At 38.9% G+C, this 18,332-nt stretch carries 19 protein-coding genes, 1 tRNA gene and 2 pseudogenes; 17 read left to right on the top strand and 5 right to left on the bottom strand.

All coding sequences use genetic code 11. The annotated features are described in order from the left end of the window. Window positions 1-69 precede the first annotated feature (69 nt). The gene (locus AAYR28_RS12855; protein ID WP_024427167.1) at window positions 70-789 is read left to right on the top strand and encodes a biotin--[acetyl-CoA-carboxylase] ligase; all 720 of its coding nucleotides are present in this window, start codon (window positions 70-72) and stop codon (window positions 787-789) included. Window positions 790-815: 26 nt separating this feature from the next. Here the strand turns inward: AAYR28_RS12855 and AAYR28_RS12850 are convergent, their stop codons facing one another. Beyond that, window positions 816-1,946 (bottom strand): 2-methylaconitate cis-trans isomerase PrpF family protein, encoded by a 1,131-nt coding sequence (locus tag AAYR28_RS12850; protein ID WP_024427166.1) that lies wholly within the window; start codon window positions 1,944-1,946, stop codon window positions 816-818. A gap of 135 nt (window positions 1,947-2,081) precedes the next feature. Here AAYR28_RS12850 and AAYR28_RS12845 point away from each other — a divergent pair, with 135 nt between their 5' ends. The 10 genes from AAYR28_RS12845 (at window position 2,082) to AAYR28_RS12800 (ending at window position 9,647) form a co-directional block, all read left to right on the top strand. After that, window positions 2,082-2,942 (top strand): LysR family transcriptional regulator, encoded by an 861-nt coding sequence (locus AAYR28_RS12845; RefSeq protein WP_345808835.1) that lies wholly within the window; start codon window positions 2,082-2,084, stop codon window positions 2,940-2,942. Between the two features lie 153 nt (window positions 2,943-3,095). After that, the gene (locus AAYR28_RS12840) at window positions 3,096-4,412 is read left to right on the top strand and encodes a CitMHS family transporter (RefSeq protein WP_025092462.1); all 1,317 of its coding nucleotides are present in this window, start codon (window positions 3,096-3,098) and stop codon (window positions 4,410-4,412) included. 205 nt (window positions 4,413-4,617) lie between these two features. Next, the gene (gene gerE / locus AAYR28_RS12835) at window positions 4,618-4,842 is read left to right on the top strand and encodes a spore germination transcription factor GerE (protein WP_003184172.1); all 225 of its coding nucleotides are present in this window, start codon (window positions 4,618-4,620) and stop codon (window positions 4,840-4,842) included. Between the two features lie 149 nt (window positions 4,843-4,991). Then, entirely contained in the window at window positions 4,992-5,432 is a 441-nt protein-coding gene (locus AAYR28_RS12830; RefSeq protein WP_024423206.1) for a MarR family winged helix-turn-helix transcriptional regulator, read from the top strand. A 7-nt stretch (window positions 5,433-5,439) separates the two neighbouring features. Next, window positions 5,440-6,258, top strand: a complete 819-nt coding sequence (gene racE, locus AAYR28_RS12825; protein ID WP_369810464.1) for a glutamate racemase — start codon at window positions 5,440-5,442, stop codon at window positions 6,256-6,258. 101 nt (window positions 6,259-6,359) lie between these two features. Next, entirely contained in the window at window positions 6,360-7,421 is a 1,062-nt protein-coding gene (locus tag AAYR28_RS12820; protein ID WP_024423204.1) for a GerMN domain-containing protein, read from the top strand. 151 nt (window positions 7,422-7,572) lie between these two features. Next, window positions 7,573-8,301: a ribonuclease PH gene (gene rph, locus AAYR28_RS12815; protein WP_024427165.1), complete on the top strand. Its 729-nt coding sequence runs from the start codon at window positions 7,573-7,575 to the stop codon at window positions 8,299-8,301. A gap of 10 nt (window positions 8,302-8,311) precedes the next feature. Continuing rightward, entirely contained in the window at window positions 8,312-8,914 is a 603-nt protein-coding gene (locus AAYR28_RS12810; RefSeq protein ID WP_162860205.1) for an XTP/dITP diphosphatase, read from the top strand. Between the two features lie 14 nt (window positions 8,915-8,928). After that, window positions 8,929-9,453 (top strand): YfcE family phosphodiesterase, encoded by a 525-nt coding sequence (locus AAYR28_RS12805; RefSeq protein ID WP_024427164.1) that lies wholly within the window; start codon window positions 8,929-8,931, stop codon window positions 9,451-9,453. Window positions 9,454-9,573: 120 nt separating this feature from the next. Beyond that, window positions 9,574-9,647, top strand: a tRNA-Arg gene (locus AAYR28_RS12800). Window positions 9,648-9,821: 174 nt separating this feature from the next. On the opposite strand, the gene AAYR28_RS12795 is transcribed toward AAYR28_RS12800, so the two are convergent. Together AAYR28_RS12795 and AAYR28_RS12790 are read right to left on the bottom strand one after the other, a co-directional pair. After that, window positions 9,822-9,986, bottom strand: coding sequence for a hypothetical protein (locus tag AAYR28_RS12795; RefSeq protein ID WP_183002038.1), 165 nt, complete (start codon window positions 9,984-9,986; stop codon window positions 9,822-9,824). 18 nt (window positions 9,987-10,004) lie between these two features. Then, entirely contained in the window at window positions 10,005-10,985 is a 981-nt protein-coding gene (locus AAYR28_RS12790) for an SDR family oxidoreductase (protein WP_098677018.1), read from the bottom strand. A 179-nt stretch (window positions 10,986-11,164) separates the two neighbouring features. On the opposite strand from AAYR28_RS12790, the pseudogene AAYR28_RS12785 reads away from it, so the two are divergent. The 6 genes and pseudogenes from AAYR28_RS12785 to AAYR28_RS12760 all read left to right on the top strand — a co-directional run. Then, window positions 11,165-11,691: pseudogene (locus AAYR28_RS12785) on the top strand (site-specific integrase). Between the two features lie 126 nt (window positions 11,692-11,817). Then, entirely contained in the window at window positions 11,818-12,729 is a 912-nt protein-coding gene (locus AAYR28_RS12780) for a DUF2971 domain-containing protein (RefSeq protein ID WP_183002037.1), read from the top strand. Between the two features lie 288 nt (window positions 12,730-13,017). Further along, window positions 13,018-14,283, top strand: a complete 1,266-nt coding sequence (locus AAYR28_RS12775; RefSeq protein ID WP_120208750.1) for a hypothetical protein — start codon at window positions 13,018-13,020, stop codon at window positions 14,281-14,283. Between the two features lie 362 nt (window positions 14,284-14,645). Next, window positions 14,646-15,077, top strand: coding sequence for a hypothetical protein (locus AAYR28_RS12770; RefSeq protein ID WP_120208748.1), 432 nt, complete (start codon window positions 14,646-14,648; stop codon window positions 15,075-15,077). A 225-nt stretch (window positions 15,078-15,302) separates the two neighbouring features. Continuing rightward, a complete protein-coding gene (locus AAYR28_RS12765) occupies window positions 15,303-15,662 on the top strand; it encodes a hypothetical protein (RefSeq protein WP_120208745.1) in 360 nt (119 codons plus the stop codon). A 172-nt stretch (window positions 15,663-15,834) separates the two neighbouring features. Continuing rightward, window positions 15,835-16,065: pseudogene (locus AAYR28_RS12760) on the top strand (HNH endonuclease); the annotation flags it as partial. A 265-nt stretch (window positions 16,066-16,330) separates the two neighbouring features. Here AAYR28_RS12760 and AAYR28_RS12755 read toward each other — a convergent pair. Then, window positions 16,331-16,720, bottom strand: a complete 390-nt coding sequence (locus AAYR28_RS12755) for an immunity 50 family protein (protein WP_120208740.1) — start codon at window positions 16,718-16,720, stop codon at window positions 16,331-16,333. 20 nt (window positions 16,721-16,740) lie between these two features. Then, the gene (locus tag AAYR28_RS12750; protein ID WP_369877151.1) at window positions 16,741-18,312 is read right to left on the bottom strand and encodes a T7SS effector LXG polymorphic toxin; all 1,572 of its coding nucleotides are present in this window, start codon (window positions 18,310-18,312) and stop codon (window positions 16,741-16,743) included. Between the last annotated feature and the right edge of the window lie 20 nt (window positions 18,313-18,332).

Genomic DNA, 18,332 nt, shown 5'->3' with positions numbered 1-18,332 from the left:
CTCAGCAACGTGTAAGCTTCATTTTGTTATAATAAAAAGAGCATATTAAGAAGAACAAAAGGAGAACACATGAAGATTTTTCAATATGACACCATTGATAGTACAAATAATGAAGCGAAAAGGCTCATTCAGCAAGGAGAAAAACCTTCATTTGCTGTCTATGCACATCAGCAGACAGAAGGGAGAGGCAGGCTAGGCAGGCCGTGGGAAACGCCAGCAGGGAATGTCGCTTTGACCATGACGGTTTTGCCGCCAGAAGAACTCTCCACCCAGTCAACGATTGCTCCGCTGACGGCACTAGCGATCTACGATGTACTCAAACCTCTCATAAGGGCTGAGGATCAGCTTGCGATCAAATGGCCAAATGATATTCTCATCAATGAAGCAAAGGTATCAGGCACATTGATTGAAGCGGACCGTACCGCCATTTATATCGGGGTTGGCATCAATGTGAAGACAAAGCCGGAGCATGTTCCGTACAAAACCATTTGCCTATCAGAGCTTACAGAGGTAAAAGCCGATCAGCTTGTGAAGGAACTTGCCGCCGCTTTTGAAAAATATCATACACGCTGGAAGAATGAAGGGTTTGAAGCACTCACTTCCCTCTATAACAAACGGTTATATCGTCTTCATAAACCGCTGCGGATCTCGTTAGACCGTGAAAAACAAACATGGGAAGAGGGCATTTGCTGCGGAGTCAACCGCTACGGTCATCTCCAGCTCAAAGATGAGAAAGGGCAAATAAAAGCTCATTCTGCCGGAGATATCGATGCACCGCTACAGCATTAAAAAAAGCAGACGATGTTCTCGTCTGCTTAAGCTTCTCTTTTAATATGAGGCTGAATCACATAGTCTTGTTTTGTGAAAACAACTCCGTCTAGAATTTCTCTTGCAGTTCGAATGACTTTGACTCTGTTTTGAGAGATGTCAATTTCCGTTTGCATAATCCCGGCAGGATGCCCAATACGAAGGGTGTCATCTTGACCTTGGAACAGCTGAGAAGGAAGCGTTTCATCCAAGAAACAGCTGGCCGTCACACAGACAGAACCGGTAATGGCAAGTGCTTGGTGTGGCCTTTGCATCGATAGCATACGAACGATGATGTCCATATCTTCTGCTCGTCTCAAGATTCCATTTGTATCTACATAATCAGCAGGCTCGCTGATGAGCGCAAGCTTTGGAACAGCTGGAGACTGTAATGTGGCCATTTCTTTTGGTGCAAAGTGACACATTTCAGCAGCGAGGGAACGAATTTCTTCTAAATCATCCAGTAATTCGTCTGTAAACTCTTCAGGTAATTCAGTTCCTTTTAATTGAATATCTTTCGCGCGAATAAAGGCAATTGGATTTGCAATGTCAACGATCGAGATTGGAATCTCCCCAAACTTTGTTTGAATCGTATCAATTTTGTTTCCAGTCGGATAGGTTTTACCTGTGACAGCTCCTTCAGGTTTCTCAAAGGATAAATAAATGGGAGAACCAGTTCCTTTTACGCCTGGAATTTCTGCCTGTCCTTCAAATTTTACTTCCCCATTTTCAACTTCGACCTCTGCCGTAATGACTTTATTTGTATTGGTATTGAGGATACGTACAGTCGTAATGGGCTCAACTGCTTGAACAAGTCCTTTAATGATCGCATATGGTCCAACGGCTGATGAGATGTTCCCGCAGTTTCCTTTAAAGTCGACATATCTCTCATTAATACTGACCTGTGCAAATGTATAGTTCACATCCACATCCGGGCGTGTGGCTTTATCGATAATGGCCACTTTACTTGTTAAAGAATTACCGCCGCCGATCCCATCGACCTGCAGCCGGTCAGGACTGCCCATAATGTCTAATAGAAATGCCTCGAGCTCATCGTGTTCATATGGTGCATTGTCAGCGTGAATGAATACTCCTTTGCTTGTACCGCCTCGCATGATTGTGATTGGAACTTTTCTCATGACTCTCACCCTCAATTTTTAATGAACTGTTTATCTAACCAAAATGGTAAAGTATAATAAGAAATAAGTTAAATACATTATTTTAAGAGAAATCAATAAAAATATTTTATAATTAGTAAAAAAGGAGGGCATACAATGGATGAAAAAGATTGGCGGTTTTTAAAGGTACTTTATGAAGAAAAGAACATCACAAAAGCGGCAGAAAAATTATTTGTCTCTCAGCCTGCCTTAAGCTATCGATTGAAACAGCTTGAAGAGGAGTTTGATATGAAACTTTTCTTTAAAAGAAAACGAGGAATTGAATTTACATCAGAGGGCGAATACTTGGCTAAATACGCAAATGACATGCTCAAACAGCTGCAGCAAACGAAAGATGGCATGCTCAATATGCAAAAAAAGGTCAAAGGAACGATCCGGTTAGGGGTCTCAAGTAACTTTGCCCAGTATAAACTGCCAGAAATATTAAAAGAATTTTCTAAGCAGTATCCACATGTTCAATTTATGGTCAACACAGGCTGGAGCACAAAGGTAATGGATTTATTAGGAACATCAAGTGTGCATTTAGGGATTTTAAGAGGCGATTATGACTGGAATGGAGAGCGTTTTTTGCTTGATAAAGAGCGTCTTTGCATTATTTCAAAATCAGAAATTCAGCTAAAGGATCTCCCGAATCTGCCGCTCATTGACTATCATACAGACAGTTCATTAAAACGGCTGATTAACAGATGGTGGCAGGAAACATTCACAATGCCTCCGCTTGTGACGATGGAGACAGACCGTCAGGATACATCGAAAGAGATGGTGAAGCGTGGTTTAGGCTATGCCATTGTCCCAGAAATTTGCCTCAGACCAAGTGATGAGTTATTTGTAAAAGGACTTTCGTATAAAGATGGACAGCCTGTTTTAAGAGATACATGGCTCATGTACCAGCCAGACTCACTTCATTTGTCTGTGGTGAAAGCGTTCATTGAGTTTTTAAGAAATCAGCAAGGTTGATTATAAAAGAAATTTATTGAATATACGAAAAAATCGATATTTTCATTATAAAAAAAGCTATTATATCCTTGAAATAGAAAGCGCTAACATATAGATCGCAAGTGCAAGGGGGCGCTTGCAGATCATGTAAAGAAGAGGATGGAGGGATATAAAGTGCTAGCTATTTTAGGGATCTTGATGGTCTTGACATTTACATTTCTCATTATGACAAAACGTATGCATCCGGTGGTGGCTCTAACCGTTGTACCTATCATATTTGCATTGATCGGCGGCTTTAACAAAGGGTTAGGGGACATGATGCTTGATGGACTGAAAACTGTTGCACCATCAGCTGCTTTATTGTTATTTGCGATTTTATTCTTCGGTGTCATGCTGGATGCTGGATTGTTTGATCCTCTGATTAAACTCATTCTACGTATTGTAAAAGGTGATCCTGTCAAAATTGCTTTTGGGGTAGCGATTTTGTCTATGCTTGTTGCATTAGATGGTGATGGAACAACAACGTACATGATTACCGTATCAGCTATGCTGCCACTTTTCTTAAGAATTGGGATGAACCCATTAATTTTAGGAACAATTTCATTATTATCATTAGGAATTATGAGCGGAATGACGCCATGGGGCGGTCCAGCTACTCGTGCAATCGCGGCGCTTGGATTAGATGCAGGCGAATTTTTCATTCCATTACTCCCAACGATGGTTGGAGGCGGTCTTTTTATACTTTTTACTGCTTATGTACTTGGGAAAAAAGAAAGAAAACGGATTGGAATTGCAGAGATTCAGTACAAAGAAGAGCCGTCCATTTCTCCTGAATTGGCTGCGTCAATTGAAGATGGAGTAGCCGATATCAAGAGACCGAATCTGATTTGGATTAACTTCTTCTTAACAATTGCGGTCATGGTCACTCTCGTCATGGATATCATACCAATTCCTGTACTCTTCTTAATTGGATTTGTCATCGCTCTGATGATCAACTATCCAAAGGTTGAAGATCAGCGCGAGCGAATTTTATCTCATGCAGGAAACGCATTAACGGTTATCACACTTGTATTTGCCGCAGGGATTTTCACAGGGATTTTTTCTGGAACAAAAATGGTTGAGTCCATTGCCAATTTGGTCATTTACATGATTCCGGATTCCTACAGCTCATTTTTCCCGCTGATTGTTGCTTTGACGAGTATGCCATTTACATTTGTGCTCTCAAACGATGCTTACTATTTCGGAGTGCTGCCAATCCTGGCTGAAGCCGGCGCAGCTTATGGGATTGATCCGGTGGAAATTGCACGTGCCTCTATCATAGGGCAGCCTGTTCACTTACTGAGTCCGCTTGTAGCTTCAACACTGCTGCTTGTCAGTATGCTGAACAAAGATATTGGTGATTTGCAAAAATATGCACTACTATGGACCGTGTTAACTGCCCTTTTTACAACACTTATTGCATTGTTAACAGGCGCCATTTCAATCTTTTAAATACCACGCAAAAAAGGACGATGTCTCGGGGAGGAGACTCGTCCTTTTTTGCGTGGAGGAAAGCGCAGAAATTGGACGCTGATATGCGGGATTTCTTGATTTTAACGTCACCTACCTCAGGCACCCGGCATATGATATCTCGACTATACAGAATCCCATTCTATAGAGACTAGAGCTCTCACCTTAGCAAGGAGGGTTACAATACTTGAAGGAGAAAGAGTTTCAATCCAAGCCGCTATTAACCAAAAGAGAAAGAGAAGTATTCGAATTGCTCGTCCAAGATAAAACAACAAAAGAAATTGCAAGCGAGCTTTTTATTAGCGAAAAGACTGTTCGAAATCACATTTCGAATGCCATGCAAAAGCTAGGAGTCAAAGGCCGTTCACAGGCCGTAGTCGAGCTTCTGCGTATGGGTGAGCTAGAGCTCTAAAGTCAGCCGGTTTTCCTTCCATATTGGGGAGGAACCGGTTATTTCTATATGGTTTCCATGAGTCTCTTCTTGCATTTTCTTTAAAAAACGAGGAAAATAGACATATACGTTTTAATCAAAGTGAGATGCTATAGTGAGGTATCAATAAAATGGAAACGAATGAATCAGGCCATGTTGCAGAGATTGAAAAATCATTACGCCACATTGCCGCAATTATTAAGCAAAAAGGCAGAGAAATCCTCAATCAATATACGATTACACCTCCACAATTCATCGGGCTTCAGTGGCTTTATGAATTCGGAGATATGACAATAGGTGAGCTGTCACAAAAGATGTACTTGGCTTGCAGCACAACCACTGATTTAATTGATAGAATGGAAAAAAGTGAACTTGTCGAACGGGTGAAAGATCCATCTGACCGCCGCGTGGTTCGCATTCATTTATTGCCTGAAGGCGAGCGGATCATTCAAGAAGTGATTGCTAAACGCCAAGAATACGTCAGTGAACTTCTAGGGGCTTTCTCAGAAGAAGAAGCCATCGTTTTCAACCAATCCTTAACGAAACTACAGCAGCAAATGAAAAGAAAATGAGGCGATTTTGTTGGATCAACCAATCGGCGTCATTGATTCCGGCGTCGGCGGTTTAACCGTTGCAAAGGAAATCATGAGACAACTGCCAAAAGAAAAAATCATTTATGTAGGCGATACAAAACGATGTCCATATGGCCCGCGGAAAGAAGAAGAAGTTCTTCAATATACGTGGGAAATGGCACACTACTTACTAAAACACCACCATATTAAAATGCTCGTCATTGCATGCAACACAGCAACGGCGATCGCACTGGATGAAATCAAAGCAACGCTTGATATTCCGGTCATTGGCGTCATTCAGCCTGGCGCCCGTACAGCGATCAAGGTGACAAACAACCAGCATATTGGCGTTATTGGCACAATCAATACGATCAAAAGCGAGGCATACAAAGAAGCGCTGCTGTCACTAAAAGCAGGTCTAACGGTTCAAAGTCTGGCGTGTCCGCTCCTTGTTCCATTTGTGGAAAGCGGTACGTTTTTAGATCAGACAGCAGAGGCAGTGGTCAAAGATTCCCTTGAACCGATGAAAGAAACAGGAATTGACACTCTTATTCTTGGCTGCACACACTATCCGATTTTAAAAGAGCCGATTCAGCGCTTTATGGGCAGTGATGTCAGCATTATTTCATCAGGAGATGAGACAGCGAGAGAAGCAAGTACGATTCTTTCATATAAAGGGCTATTAAATACCTCTAAAGAAACGCCTGTCCATACATTTTACACAACAGGGCAGCAGCAAAATTTTCAAAACATCGCTCGTGACTGGTTTGGCTACCTGCCAGGGAAGGTCGAAACCGTGTCACTTGAACACATCTACCAGCAATAACCCGCTTCTATTTGAAGTGGGTTATTTTTTTATGAAAAGGGTCTAATCCTCTGGGGGAGCTCGTATACATAGTAGTACAAACTACTAGAGGAGGGTGAAGTATGCTGAAAAAAGGATCTACAGCAGCTGTTACGTGTATCGCGTCAGCCATGCTTTTGTCAGGATGCGGATTGTTTCAAACAGACCAAGCGAAAACAGAGATTGATCCACCACAAAACGTCACATATGTGAAAGAAAATAAAGAAGATAAACAAACAGCCAAAGAAGGAAAAGAAGAGAAGCAGGCAGATACGGTCATGAGAGAATTATATTTAATTGATAAAAACGGGTATGTCGTATCTCAATCCATTCCACTGCCGAAAAATGAAGGAAGTGCCAAACAAACCCTTGAATATCTCGTGGACGGGGGACCTATTTCTAACTTAATGCCGAATGGCTTCAGAGCAGTGCTGCCAGCGGATACGCGCGTATCTGTCGATATTAAAGACGGAACGGCGGTTGTCGATTTTTCAAATGAATTTAAAAACTATAAAAAAGAAGACGAGCAGCGCATTTTGCAATCTGTCACTTGGACGTTAACTCAGTTTGATTCCATAGCCAAAGTCAAATTGAAGATGAATGGACATGAACTAAAAGAAATGCCAGTGAACGGTACACCTATCTCAGATGATTTAAGCAGAGAAGACGGTATTAATATCCAGCACGAGGCTGCTGCTGATATGACAGCGACAAAGCCAGTGACGGTTTACTATTTAGCTGAATCTGATGAACAGACGTACTACGTTCCGGTGACCAAAAGAGCGCCAAAAGACGAGGATGATCCGATTACAGCAGCAATTGATGAGCTCGTCTCTGGACCAAGCAAAAAAAGCCATCTGCTTACAGACTTTGATCAAGATGTGAAGCTGAATGATGTACCAAAAGTAAAAGATGGCCATGTGACACTTGATTTCAACGAATCTATTTTTGGCAGTGCGGATGAAAAGAAAAAGGTTATTTCACAAAAAGTTCTTGATAGCATTGTGCTCACATTAACCGAGCTGCCGGACGTCAAAAGCGTATCTGTCAAGGTGAACGGCAAGGCTGAGCTTGTGAACGAAAAAGGAGCAGAGCTCACAAAGCCGGTTTCACGACCAGAACAAGTGAATACAGGTAGTTTTTAACGTCACACATTGATATAATGGAGAAAAAGAGGCATGCATATTCGCTGCCTCTTTTTTATTCCAAGCGATTAGAACGAGCTGAGGTTGTCAAAGTTAGTAGGAGAACCCCGCTGGCACTCGCGAGGAATGTATATCGTAACGGAGGTAAAACATGAGATTAGATGAAAGACAATATGACGAATTGAGAAAAATTGAAATAGAGGCAGGCTACATCACGCATCCAGAAGGCTCTGTCTTAATCTCAGCGGGAAATACGAAGGTGATTTGTAACGCATCGATCGAAGACCGCGTACCTCCTTTTTTAAGAGGAGAAGGAAAAGGCTGGATTACAGCAGAATATAGCATGCTTCCAAGAGCAACTGCACAAAGAACGATAAGAGAATCATCTAAAGGAAAAGTCACAGGACGTACCATGGAGATTCAGCGTTTAATTGGACGAGCACTCCGCGCAGTCGTTGACTTAGAAAAGCTTGGCGAACGCACCATTTGGATTGATTGTGATGTTATTCAAGCAGACGGCGGCACACGCACAGCATCCATCACAGGTGCTTTTGTTGCCATGACACTTGCGATTCAAAAGCTGCGAGCTGAAGGAGTCATCAAAGAAAACCCGATTACTGATTATTTAGCGGCGATATCCGTCGGAATTGATTCTCAGCAAGGTCTTCTGTTAGATTTAAACTATGAAGAAGATTCTTCTGCTGAAGTAGATATGAATGTCATCATGACAGGCGCTGGTCGCTTTGTTGAACTTCAAGGAACAGGCGAAGAAGCGACATTCTCAAGAGAACAGCTAAACGGACTGCTTGATTTAGCCGAAAAGGGCATCAAAGAATTAATCGAAAAGCAAAAAGCAGTAACAGGAGAAGTCATCGAATAAAGAGAAGGGTTTGATCAGGATGAAAACAGCCATCATTGCAACGCACAATGCGGGCAAAGCGAAAGAATTCAAAGCCATTCTTGAGCCAAAAGGATTCACGGTCAAAACACTAGCAGACATTGGCTTTACTGAAGAAATTGAAGAAACAGGACAAACCTTCGAAGAAAATGCCATCATCAAAGCGGAGGCCATTCAAGCCAAAGCAGGTGAAATGGTCATTGCAGACGATTCCGGTCTGTCGATTGATTATCTGGGCGGAAAACCTGGCGTGTATTCAGCGAGATACGCAGGTGAGCATAAAGACGATGCGGAGAATGTGGAAAAAGTGCTGAGCGAACTTCAAGGCATTGAAAAAGAAGACCGCACAGCCAGATTCAGATGTGCCCTTGCTGTCAGCATACCGGGAAAAGAAACAAAGACGGTAGAAGGATCAGTAGAAGGCTTCATCGCAGAAAAACCAATCGGCGAAAATGGCTTCGGATACGACCCAATTTTCATCGTCAAAGACAAAGACCAGACGATGGCCGAATTATCACCAGAGGAGAAAAACAAGATCAGCCATCGAGCGGTCGCGCTTCAAAAGCTTTCATCACTGCTAGACGCAAATGAATAAGGGGGAATGAAGCCATGAAGATACTCATCATTAGTGACAGTCATGGACTCACAGACGAACTTCAAACCATTGCCAAACGGCATGCGGCTGAAGTTGACATGATGATTCACTGCGGAGATTCAGAACTCGAAACGAACCACCCAGCACTCGAAGGATACAAAGTCGTCAAAGGAAATTGTGACTTTATGGGCGATTTTGAAGAAGAGCTCCTGCTCCCACTTGATGGAGGCGGAAAACTATTTCTCACTCACGGACATCTGCATGGCATCAAACAATCCTTGCTTCAAGTCTACTACCGTGCAGAAGAGCTGGGCGCAGACATTATCTGCTTTGGCCACTCGCACATTCCAGGCAGTGAACTGCTAAGAGGAAAACTCCTCATTAACCCAGGCAGCGTGCACTTGCCAAGAGTGCGAAAAGAGCGCAGCTATGCTATACTGACACTAGATGGAAGCGAAGCAAACGTACAGTTTTTCACGGACGAAGGTCAGGTCATACAAGACCTCGAAAACACTGTCACATTGGAAGGTATTTCATAAGGGTGCAGCATTTGCCCCTTATGAAAAAACTTTCGAAAAACCGTTGACTTTAAAGAACAATAGTAATATAATAAATCTTGTCGCTGAGGTAATACACCAAAGCACAATACATAACAACATGTCCCAGTAGCTCAGCAGGATAGAGCAACGGCCTTCTAAGCCGTCGGTCGGGAGTTCGAATCTCTCCTGGGACGTACTAAATTAAAAGCCTGAAACCCTTTATTATCAAGGATTTCAGGCTTTTTTGTTCTTTGGAACATAAGTTCGTAACTCGCTTCAAAACAGGGTTTTGGGAGCGGGTTGGGAGCGGATTTATTTTTAAGTATTTCCGTTCCCTGTTTTTGTATGCCTGCATAACTGCGATTTATTTAAATGATTGGATCATTCAGTTCGTAATTTGGGTAGCAATAATAAGGCGGTCTACGTCCGATTTTAGGCATTAGCCATGAATGCTCCATATAAACCATGGTGACTTTTTCCATTGAATGGTTCACAAGTAATAACTCTACTTCTGGATTAAATTCATATCTCAATCCAATGACCTCCTTATATTAGGAATGTGTGGATTCCCCGCCGTCAACATGCAGCACTTGACCTGTAACAAAACGTGAATCATCAGAAGCGAGATAAACAAATGTTGGTGCGAGTTCAAATGGATGGGCAACTCGTTCCATTGGGTTAAACGCTCCATATACAGCCACTTGATCTGACGAGAAGCTTGCTGCAATAAGCGGCGTCCAGATTCGACCTGGAGCAACGGCGTTTACACGAATTCCTTTTTTTACAACATTTTTAGCCAAAGCACGTGTCCAGCCAACAATTGCACCTTTTGTGGCTGTATAATCAATCATTTGTTGCTCACCTACATACGTTACGACTGAAGAAGTACCGATAATAGAACTGCCTGGTTTTAAGTAAGGAAGAGCTGCTCTGGTTGTGTAAAAATGTGAGTATATGTTGACTTTAAAAGTGTCATCGAATTGTTCGTCTGTAATGTCAAGAAGGCTTGGTTGTTGAAATTGGATACCAACGTGGTTACATAGAACATCTAGACGTCCGAAGGTTTTTACTGTTTTCTCTACAATGGTGATACATTGCCTTTTATCTCGCAAGTCTCCTGGCATCAATAAACAACGTTGCCCAAGTTCTTCAATTCTTGCTTTTGTTCTATTAGCATCTTCGTGTTCATCTAAGTATGCAATCGCAACGTCAGCACTTTCCTTTGCGAAGGCAATGGCTACGGCTGCACCAATACCGCTATCCCCTCCTGTAATAAGAGCAACTTTTCCCGCTAACTTACCACTCCCTTTGTAATTTGTATTTTCAATAATTGGAAGTGGTACCATTAAACCTTCTACACCAGGATGACGAAGTTGACGTTGTTCAGGTAAATTAATTGGGATTTCTTCATAGCGTGTGATTTTTCCGTAATTAGGGTACATGGGATAAGGTTGAGTTTTCATTTTCTCTAAAAACATCTGTTGCATTTGTTTTATTTGTTGCAACTTACGCTCATCAGAATCTTGTGCCATTTAATTCCCTCCAAACGTACTTATTCCCTTTTAATATCTATGTTGTTTACTGCTAATCCAAGTATTAATAATGAATAAACTTGTGAAGGAGTTATTTGAAGGGTTTTAGTAAGCTTTTATGAGTAGGTTGGAATTTCTAGATATTTGAACGCGTTCGAAAACAAGTATTATAACGTATTATGTCAACTATCACACTCTTTTCCTTAATCCTAGATCACTACATTAAAAAATATCTTAAAGAGCGGAACAAACGAAACCTGCTGCTTTTTGTGGCCAGAATCAATTTGGGCTTGAGAATATCTGATCTTCTTCAATTACGTGTCAAAGATGTTAAGAAACAATATGTGTCTTTGAGGGAGAAGAAGACAGGCAAAGAAAAAAGAATCAAGATAAACAAGACGCTTCGGAAAGCGCTAGATCAATATATTAAAGATTGTGATGATCAAGAGTATGTACTTAGAAGCAGGGAGGGGCTAAACAAGCCTATCAGCCGTAGCAGTGCATACAATATATTGAGAGAGGCAGCGGAGCATGTGGGGCTTGATATATAGGAACTCATACACTACGAAAAACGTTCGGCTACTGGCATTATAAGAAATTCAAGGATGTGGCCTTACTGCAAGAAATGTTTAATCACTCAAGTCCAGACATTACATTGAGATACATTGGAATTACTCAGGATACAATGGACAACTTTGGATTATAACTAAAGTTCAAAAGATGTGAATCTTTAATGCGATACACTTTCTTGGAAGTTATCCTAAATATTTCTTGATTTAATTTATGTTAAAGTTATATTTAGAGGTAACAATAATAATTTGGAGTGAAAATATTGAAAGATAATAATGAAAATAATATTGAAGTGAACAATGAATATTATCACAAGCATATCATCCCAGTACTTAAAGAAAGAGCACAGCCAGTATCAATTTATCATTATACAGATATTTATGGACTAGATGGGATATTGAAGAAAAAAGAGAAACTTGAGGGGAAGGGAGAATTCTGGGTTTCAAATACCGATTTTTTAAATGACAGAACAGAAGTAAATTATACAATTGATTTAAGTATACAGATATTTAAAAATATATGTAAAGAAAAAAGATTAAATCAAGAAAAAACAGATGAATATATTCATTTATATAAACAACTTATTGAAATCAATTATGTTCAATTTGAAGGTAATTATTATGCCTTGTCCTTCAGTACTAATTCCGATTCAAATTTATTGTGGTCGAATTACTCAAAAAATGATGGATACAATATTGGGTTTGATTTTAGATTATTCATAAGAAGTATTGAGCCAGCTATGTGTTCTTATGTTTTTTATGATAAAGAAAAACAAACAAAAATACTTAAGAGTTTATTAGAAGATATATTGACTCTTATTATGAATAATACTGCAGATGGGAAGTTTCCATTGGGAAAAGAAGCTATAGCTGCTTCAAATGTATTAATTTGGTTTTTCTTCTTTTTCAAGGACAGTGTATTTTCTCAAGAAGAAGAGTTTAGAATAGTATTTATACTAAATCCAAATGAAAATTACCAATGCAGACCATCAAATGGAACTTTTATTCCTTATATAGAAAGGTCTTTTAATAAAAAAGCAGTTTCTAGTATCACTGTTGGTCCAAAGAACAATATGGATATTAACTTGGAGGGGTTACATAAATTTCTTAATTTACATGAATTTGATATCCCTGACTATGGAGTTAAAAAGTCTAACATACCTTACAGATTTTAAATATAATTAGTTTACTGTTCTTCCGTTATTAGAAAGATTATTTCTTAATCCATTCAATCACTTAATAATTTATACTCACTTGTTTAGCAACATAGCGACAGTGAGTTTTTTGTTTTTTTGCGAGTTCACCAAAATGAGTTAATGTCTAATTTATTTTTGGTGTATAGCTTAAATGTAATGAGCTTAGGGTTCCCTGAGTTAGACACGATAATAGCTATGGTGAATTGGTGAATTGGTGGATTGTGTGGATAAATAAGGATATAATTTTAGAATTAGGGAGGGAATATAATGAAGTTGGAAATTGAACAATGGCTAGATCAACAAAATTTTAATGAGGATATAAATAGTTTATTTGAAGAATCAATAACCTGTTATAAGGTTTCTGCATATAGAGCATCTTTTCTCTTTTCATTTTTCGGATTTCAATCAGTTATCAAGGAAAGAATTCTTAAAGCTGAAATGCCTAAAAACCACAATGAATACACATGGGAAAAGATACATAAAAACCTTAGAAATGAGGATAAGTGGGATATCGAGGTAATTGAAAGTATAAAAATAAATAATGAGGAAAAAAGATTATTTAATATAACACAAGATTTAAGAGACCAAGCACTATATTGGAAAGGGAGAAGGAATGATTGTGCTCATTCAAAACCGAATACTATTAGCTATTCTCATGTGGAATCATTCTGGCTATTTTTAAGTTCTAATTTACCTAAATTTTTTGTTGATGGTGGTGTTAAAGCTTTATTACAGGATATCCAAAAACACTTTGATCTAAATTTCACCAGTAAAAGTGCTGATTTTAAACATTTAATTCAGGAAGTTCCTTTGGCAGTTACCGAAGGAGAAATGGATTATTTCTTAGATAAATTAGGAGATATATTATATAATGATGAGGCCGATTATCCGCTCTCTATTTCTAATCGGACGCTTTCGTTCTATAATGAATTAATAAAGTTAGACTTACTTATATCTAAAAAAACAATTGAATATATTAAGGATGATCGCATATATCTCGAAGAACAGTATTTAGGGGCATACCCCAATAATACTACGTTATTTTATTCTGAAGAAAAAGATTTGCGGAATTTTTGGCGGACAAAACTTCCTGAGATGACCCCTACGAAATTTATTATTTTAGCATCACTATTGAGAAGCGGTTTGTTTCAGGAAGATAAAGAAGAGGCAATTGAGCATTTCATAAAAAATATATATGTTAAGCGGAATACCTTTCCTGTTGGAATAATTCCTGATTTGAATTTTTATGGTTATTTCGAGAAATATAAAGAACTGGCCTTCTCTGACGACCTACTGGGTGATTTTAATTGGTCGAATAATGAAGGTCGTAATACGATAGCTGAACATTTAAATGTTATAGGATTAGACGAAGAAATAGTTAAGTCGATAAACAGAACATTCGATCGTACAAATCATCCCTATAAAATGAGAGAAACATTGAAAATTTACTTTAGCGATGTCTCAAAAAGAAATAAATATATAGAAATATGCGAGATTTTAGATATTACCCCTGCAGACAACCTTGGTTTTTAATTTTGGCAAAACATTTTGTCGGAGAGCGGTTATGATGGTATTAGGTGATAAATTGAGAGCGGCTTCCATTGCGGAGGTCGCTTTTTATTGGCAAGGGAATGACGTATTAACAGATATGGTTAATTGGTGGATAAAAGTGATATGATGTTAGTACCATTACTTGGATAGGGACACAGAATGTATGAAGGGGGCAGATTTTCTATGGAATGGCTCAGTTTTATTTCTACTGTAATAACATCGTTTTTTTCAATAATCCTGCTAGTTCTCGGGAGAAGAATAAATTCAAAATTAGAGATACAAAAAAATGATTACCATCTATACAACGAACAAAGATATATTCATTATGCAGAAACTTATAGACTTTGATTGCAGATTTAGATGTTTTGAGTGGCTATAGAGAATCAGATAGCATTAGGGGATATAACGATAAAGACATTAAAGAATATGTAAAGGGTTTCATGCCATTTGGAAAAGTTGAATCAGTACTAGTCTTGTGGGAAAATAAAGAATTTGTTGAAGCTGAAAAATTGATAAATAAATACAAAAAAGCGTTTAATGAAAGAACAGCAAAACAAAAAATAGTAGAAGTGGAAAATTACCTGCATCAACATGAGCTTTATTTTCCAAATGAGGTTGTTAAACTTCTTAAGGATTACATTTTTGGATTGTATAAATATCATGTACGTAAAAAAAGTACGGAGTTGGATAAATTAGAAAAGATGAAAAAAGATCTAAGCAATCAAATAGAAAAAATAAAAGATGTGATGAAAAAAGAATTATCAATAAAAAAATAAAAAGGAACTTATATTTGGCACATTTGTGGCATGATCTTGGCAAAGCATTTTGATTTAGAACTGTTAATATGGTATTAGGTTATAAATTGAGGGTGACTTCCATTGTGGAGGTCGTTTTTATTGTCAGTTCAGAAAGAATATTATCATGTTTTAATCGAAGAATTTGTAACAATGTTAGGCGTTTAACATATGATAAAGCAATCAAACTTTAAAGGAGAATGATCAATGTATTATTACAATCCTAATCCATATTACTATGGATATCACTACCAAAATCCTTTTCTAAATAATCACCCTAATTATAAACCAGAAGTTAATGAAATAAATGAGCAACCAGGGCAGCACAGGTTTGTCCTTAATCCAACACAAGTACGCCCATTTTTAAATAAAACAGTGGATATGCGGGAACCTGGAAAAAAAATATGTAATGTATTTTTAAATTATATCCATCCTACAAATAACCCAAGTGATCCTAATTATGGAAATATGTCCTACGTAAGCTACAAGCAGGGAAGATTTCACCTTCATTTTGGTAATGCTCAAAATATAAACGAAATAGGGGAAGCTGGATCAATTTGTTATTAAAGGGATATTTTTAATTTCAGAGAAAACTTAAATGCAACGGCCCTTTCGTCTTGAAGGGCGTTTTTTTATTGAACCAGATGGGGGCGAAATTGTCGTTGCTTAGATGTTCATACGGAAGCACAGAAGGAAGAATAGTATTGTACAAACAGTACGACACGCAACCACCACTGGGTCAACAAGTTTTTATAAATCAAGAGAATGGAAACAGACAAGACAACTTGTTCTATTGCGAGACAATTACCTTTGTCAAAGCTGTTTAAAACAAGATCGTGTCGTTCCTGCTGTCATGGTTCATCACATAGTGGAGCTTAAACAGGATTGGAACAAACGATTAGATTTAAATAACCTCGAAAGCATGTGCAATAGCTGTCACAACAAGGTTCATGGCAAGCGAGGGTCATAGTACCCCCCGTCATCAAATCCCTATTGTATAACGGACTTAAAGCCCTAATAAAAGGGGATGCATATGGGCAGATGGGGAGATCATCAGGGGATTTAGGCATGCTTGGTTCTTACGGTGTGAGGGACAGGCAAGCTATAGACAGCTTACTACATGTCAGACAGACTCTGTCCTATGAAGCAGCACGATCTATCTAGCATCTTTTGATCATGTATTATGAGGTTTTATACGAAAGTGGCTTCAGCCACTTTCGTACTGCGAAACGATTTTAAGAACCAATTAGCCCAGGTGAAATTTGTTCAACCCTTGCCCAATCAAATATGGTTTCGATTTGCATTTGATTCTTACAATTTATTTTTAGAAATCCTTCATTCTCTGTTGTGCTAATCTCAAAATGATCAATTATATTATTATTTCCTAAATGATTAATTTTTAAATCCGTTACACCAATGAATGATAATTCAACGTAGACAACATCAAAATTCCCCCAACGTTTAGGTTTATTCTTCACGGAGTCTTTTGTCATTAGTCTTATAAATAGGGTAGGACCATCTCTGTTTAAATCAACATTCATGATTTCTGCATTTTTAAAATGGGGGATCCCCCCGAAAATTTGAGTCATCGCTTGTGGGTTCATAAATTTTTCTTCTCTAATCATTTGGATACTCCTCGTTTGAGTTATTTATTGTTTCTTCTTTCAAAATAATAATGGTCTTCTACACCTTCGACTTTACCATTGCGGGTGTTATGTTCAGGTCTTACATTGTGGTGTGAAGGTTGGTTTCCGATGCCTCCTTCTCCAAAATCGTGACCATTTGAATGATCCTGAATAACAATCTTTTTACCATTAACTTCATACGTAAGCTCTCTCGTAAGGATTGGTTGGTTTTTTTCATTTAATATTCTTTTTCCATTTTTATCTGTTAAGGGCACCATCTTTTGACTTTCAGGGTTTTGTGTTCTTGGTATATTTAATTGGCGTTTAATTTCTTTTAAACTAGCTTTTCTAGATTCATGATGGTTTTTATTTAAGTTTTTCTGTACGTCTAGTGTTGCTTTATTTTTTAATTTATTATTTACACCATTTAGTCCAAACGGCAAAAGCATTCCAAGCGCTGCGTTCATACTCGCTTCCTGCTGTTCTTTTGAGATCTTGTTTCCAAACATATCCCGGCCTGTGATCGCTTCGCTGAAGCCATTAGTGGCTGTGAGACCATATAAACCTTTTTGAGATGTTTTTAAGGCGTCAAAGGATTTTTGTGATGTCTTGTAAATGTCGACTGCCCTGACTGCGGCTGATGTGGCTTGGGTCGTTTTATAGACTGCTTTCCCGCCTTTGAAAATGCGGCCTGCCCAGCCGACGATTGGGATGTAGCCTGCGGCTGCCATGCCTCCTGCCGCGACTCGCTGTCCTGCGGTGAGTTCCTCGCCTGTGATTGGATCAACGCCTGTTGCGGCACGTTTTGCATCGTTCACGCCGGTCAGTTCATTCACGATGTTTCCACCATAATCGAGGGCTTTTTCATACCAAGGGCGGTTGGCGAGGGCTTCTTGTTCCTTTGCGATTTCGCGGGCTTCTTCTTGTTCTTTTTTGATTTTCAGATATTCAGAAGTTTGCTTCTCAATATCGCTCTTTGCCTTGTAGATTTCGCTATTTTGATACGCTTTCTTGTCAAAATTCATAGGCGAAATCGCTTTTCCGTCATTTGTCGCATTCATCATTTCAGCGTACAATGCCATTGTAGCTTGCTGCTCCGTCTCTGACAAAGCATATTCATCTTTTAAATTTTGATCAAGCTCTCTTAGTTCTTTGACCGTCTTTTTTCGTTCATCTTCCGCATCATCTATTTTTTCATCAAAGGTTTGGCTATCAAATACCTCTAGGGAAATGAGGTCATCAATGTCTTGAAAAATCGTTTTGAGTGCCTTTTTTTGATCTTTCACAATGCTTTTGGCATTCTTGATGCCCATATGTACTGCGTTGTCTAAAAAGTGTTCTTCTATAAAGGTATCGCCGCCAAAGCTCGTATCATCCAGTGTTCCAGAAACACCTTCATGAAAGGCTTTTTGCTTATCAATGAAGCTGATAAACATATCTACATTTCCGGCGAGCTCTTTATAAAAGCTTTTAATGTTATCGGCACCTTTCCCAGTGAAGTCGTCACCGAGGTTGGCCACACCTTGTAATGCCTTTTTTAAATATACCATTTGTTCGCGGAGTTCCTGATAGTGTTTTGCCCTTGTGTCCATGGCACTGGTTAGTGCTTTTG

Origin of the sequence: Bacillus safensis (assembly GCF_039619585.1) — a bacterium.
GTDB classification, from domain to species: domain Bacteria; phylum Bacillota; class Bacilli; order Bacillales; family Bacillaceae; genus Bacillus; species Bacillus safensis.
This window is presented reverse-complemented; position numbering and strand designations above follow the sequence as displayed.

Bases quoted from the DNA above. Each gene is read 5' to 3' on its own strand.
- AAYR28_RS12855 (WP_024427167.1), top strand. From the start codon at position 70: ATGAAGATTTTTCAATATGACACCATTGATAGTACAAATAATGAAGCG.
- AAYR28_RS12850 (WP_024427166.1), bottom strand. From the start codon at position 1,946: ATGAGAAAAGTTCCAATCACAATCATGCGAGGCGGTACAAGCAAAGGA.
- AAYR28_RS12845 (WP_345808835.1), top strand. From the start codon at position 2,082: ATGGATGAAAAAGATTGGCGGTTTTTAAAGGTACTTTATGAAGAAAAG.
- AAYR28_RS12830 (WP_024423206.1), top strand. From the start codon at position 4,992: ATGGAAACGAATGAATCAGGCCATGTTGCAGAGATTGAAAAATCATTA.
- AAYR28_RS12820 (WP_024423204.1), top strand. From the start codon at position 6,360: ATGCTGAAAAAAGGATCTACAGCAGCTGTTACGTGTATCGCGTCAGCC.
- rph (WP_024427165.1), top strand. From the start codon at position 7,573: ATGAGATTAGATGAAAGACAATATGACGAATTGAGAAAAATTGAAATA.
- AAYR28_RS12805 (WP_024427164.1), top strand. From the start codon at position 8,929: ATGAAGATACTCATCATTAGTGACAGTCATGGACTCACAGACGAACTT.
- AAYR28_RS12790 (WP_098677018.1), bottom strand. From the start codon at position 10,985: ATGGCACAAGATTCTGATGAGCGTAAGTTGCAACAAATAAAACAAATG.
- AAYR28_RS12775 (WP_120208750.1), top strand. From the start codon at position 13,018: ATGAAGTTGGAAATTGAACAATGGCTAGATCAACAAAATTTTAATGAG.
- AAYR28_RS12765 (WP_120208745.1), top strand. From the start codon at position 15,303: ATGTATTATTACAATCCTAATCCATATTACTATGGATATCACTACCAA.
- AAYR28_RS12755 (WP_120208740.1), bottom strand. From the start codon at position 16,720: ATGATTAGAGAAGAAAAATTTATGAACCCACAAGCGATGACTCAAATT.
- AAYR28_RS12750 (WP_369877151.1), bottom strand. From the start codon at position 18,312: ATGGACACAAGGGCAAAACACTATCAGGAACTCCGCGAACAAATGGTA.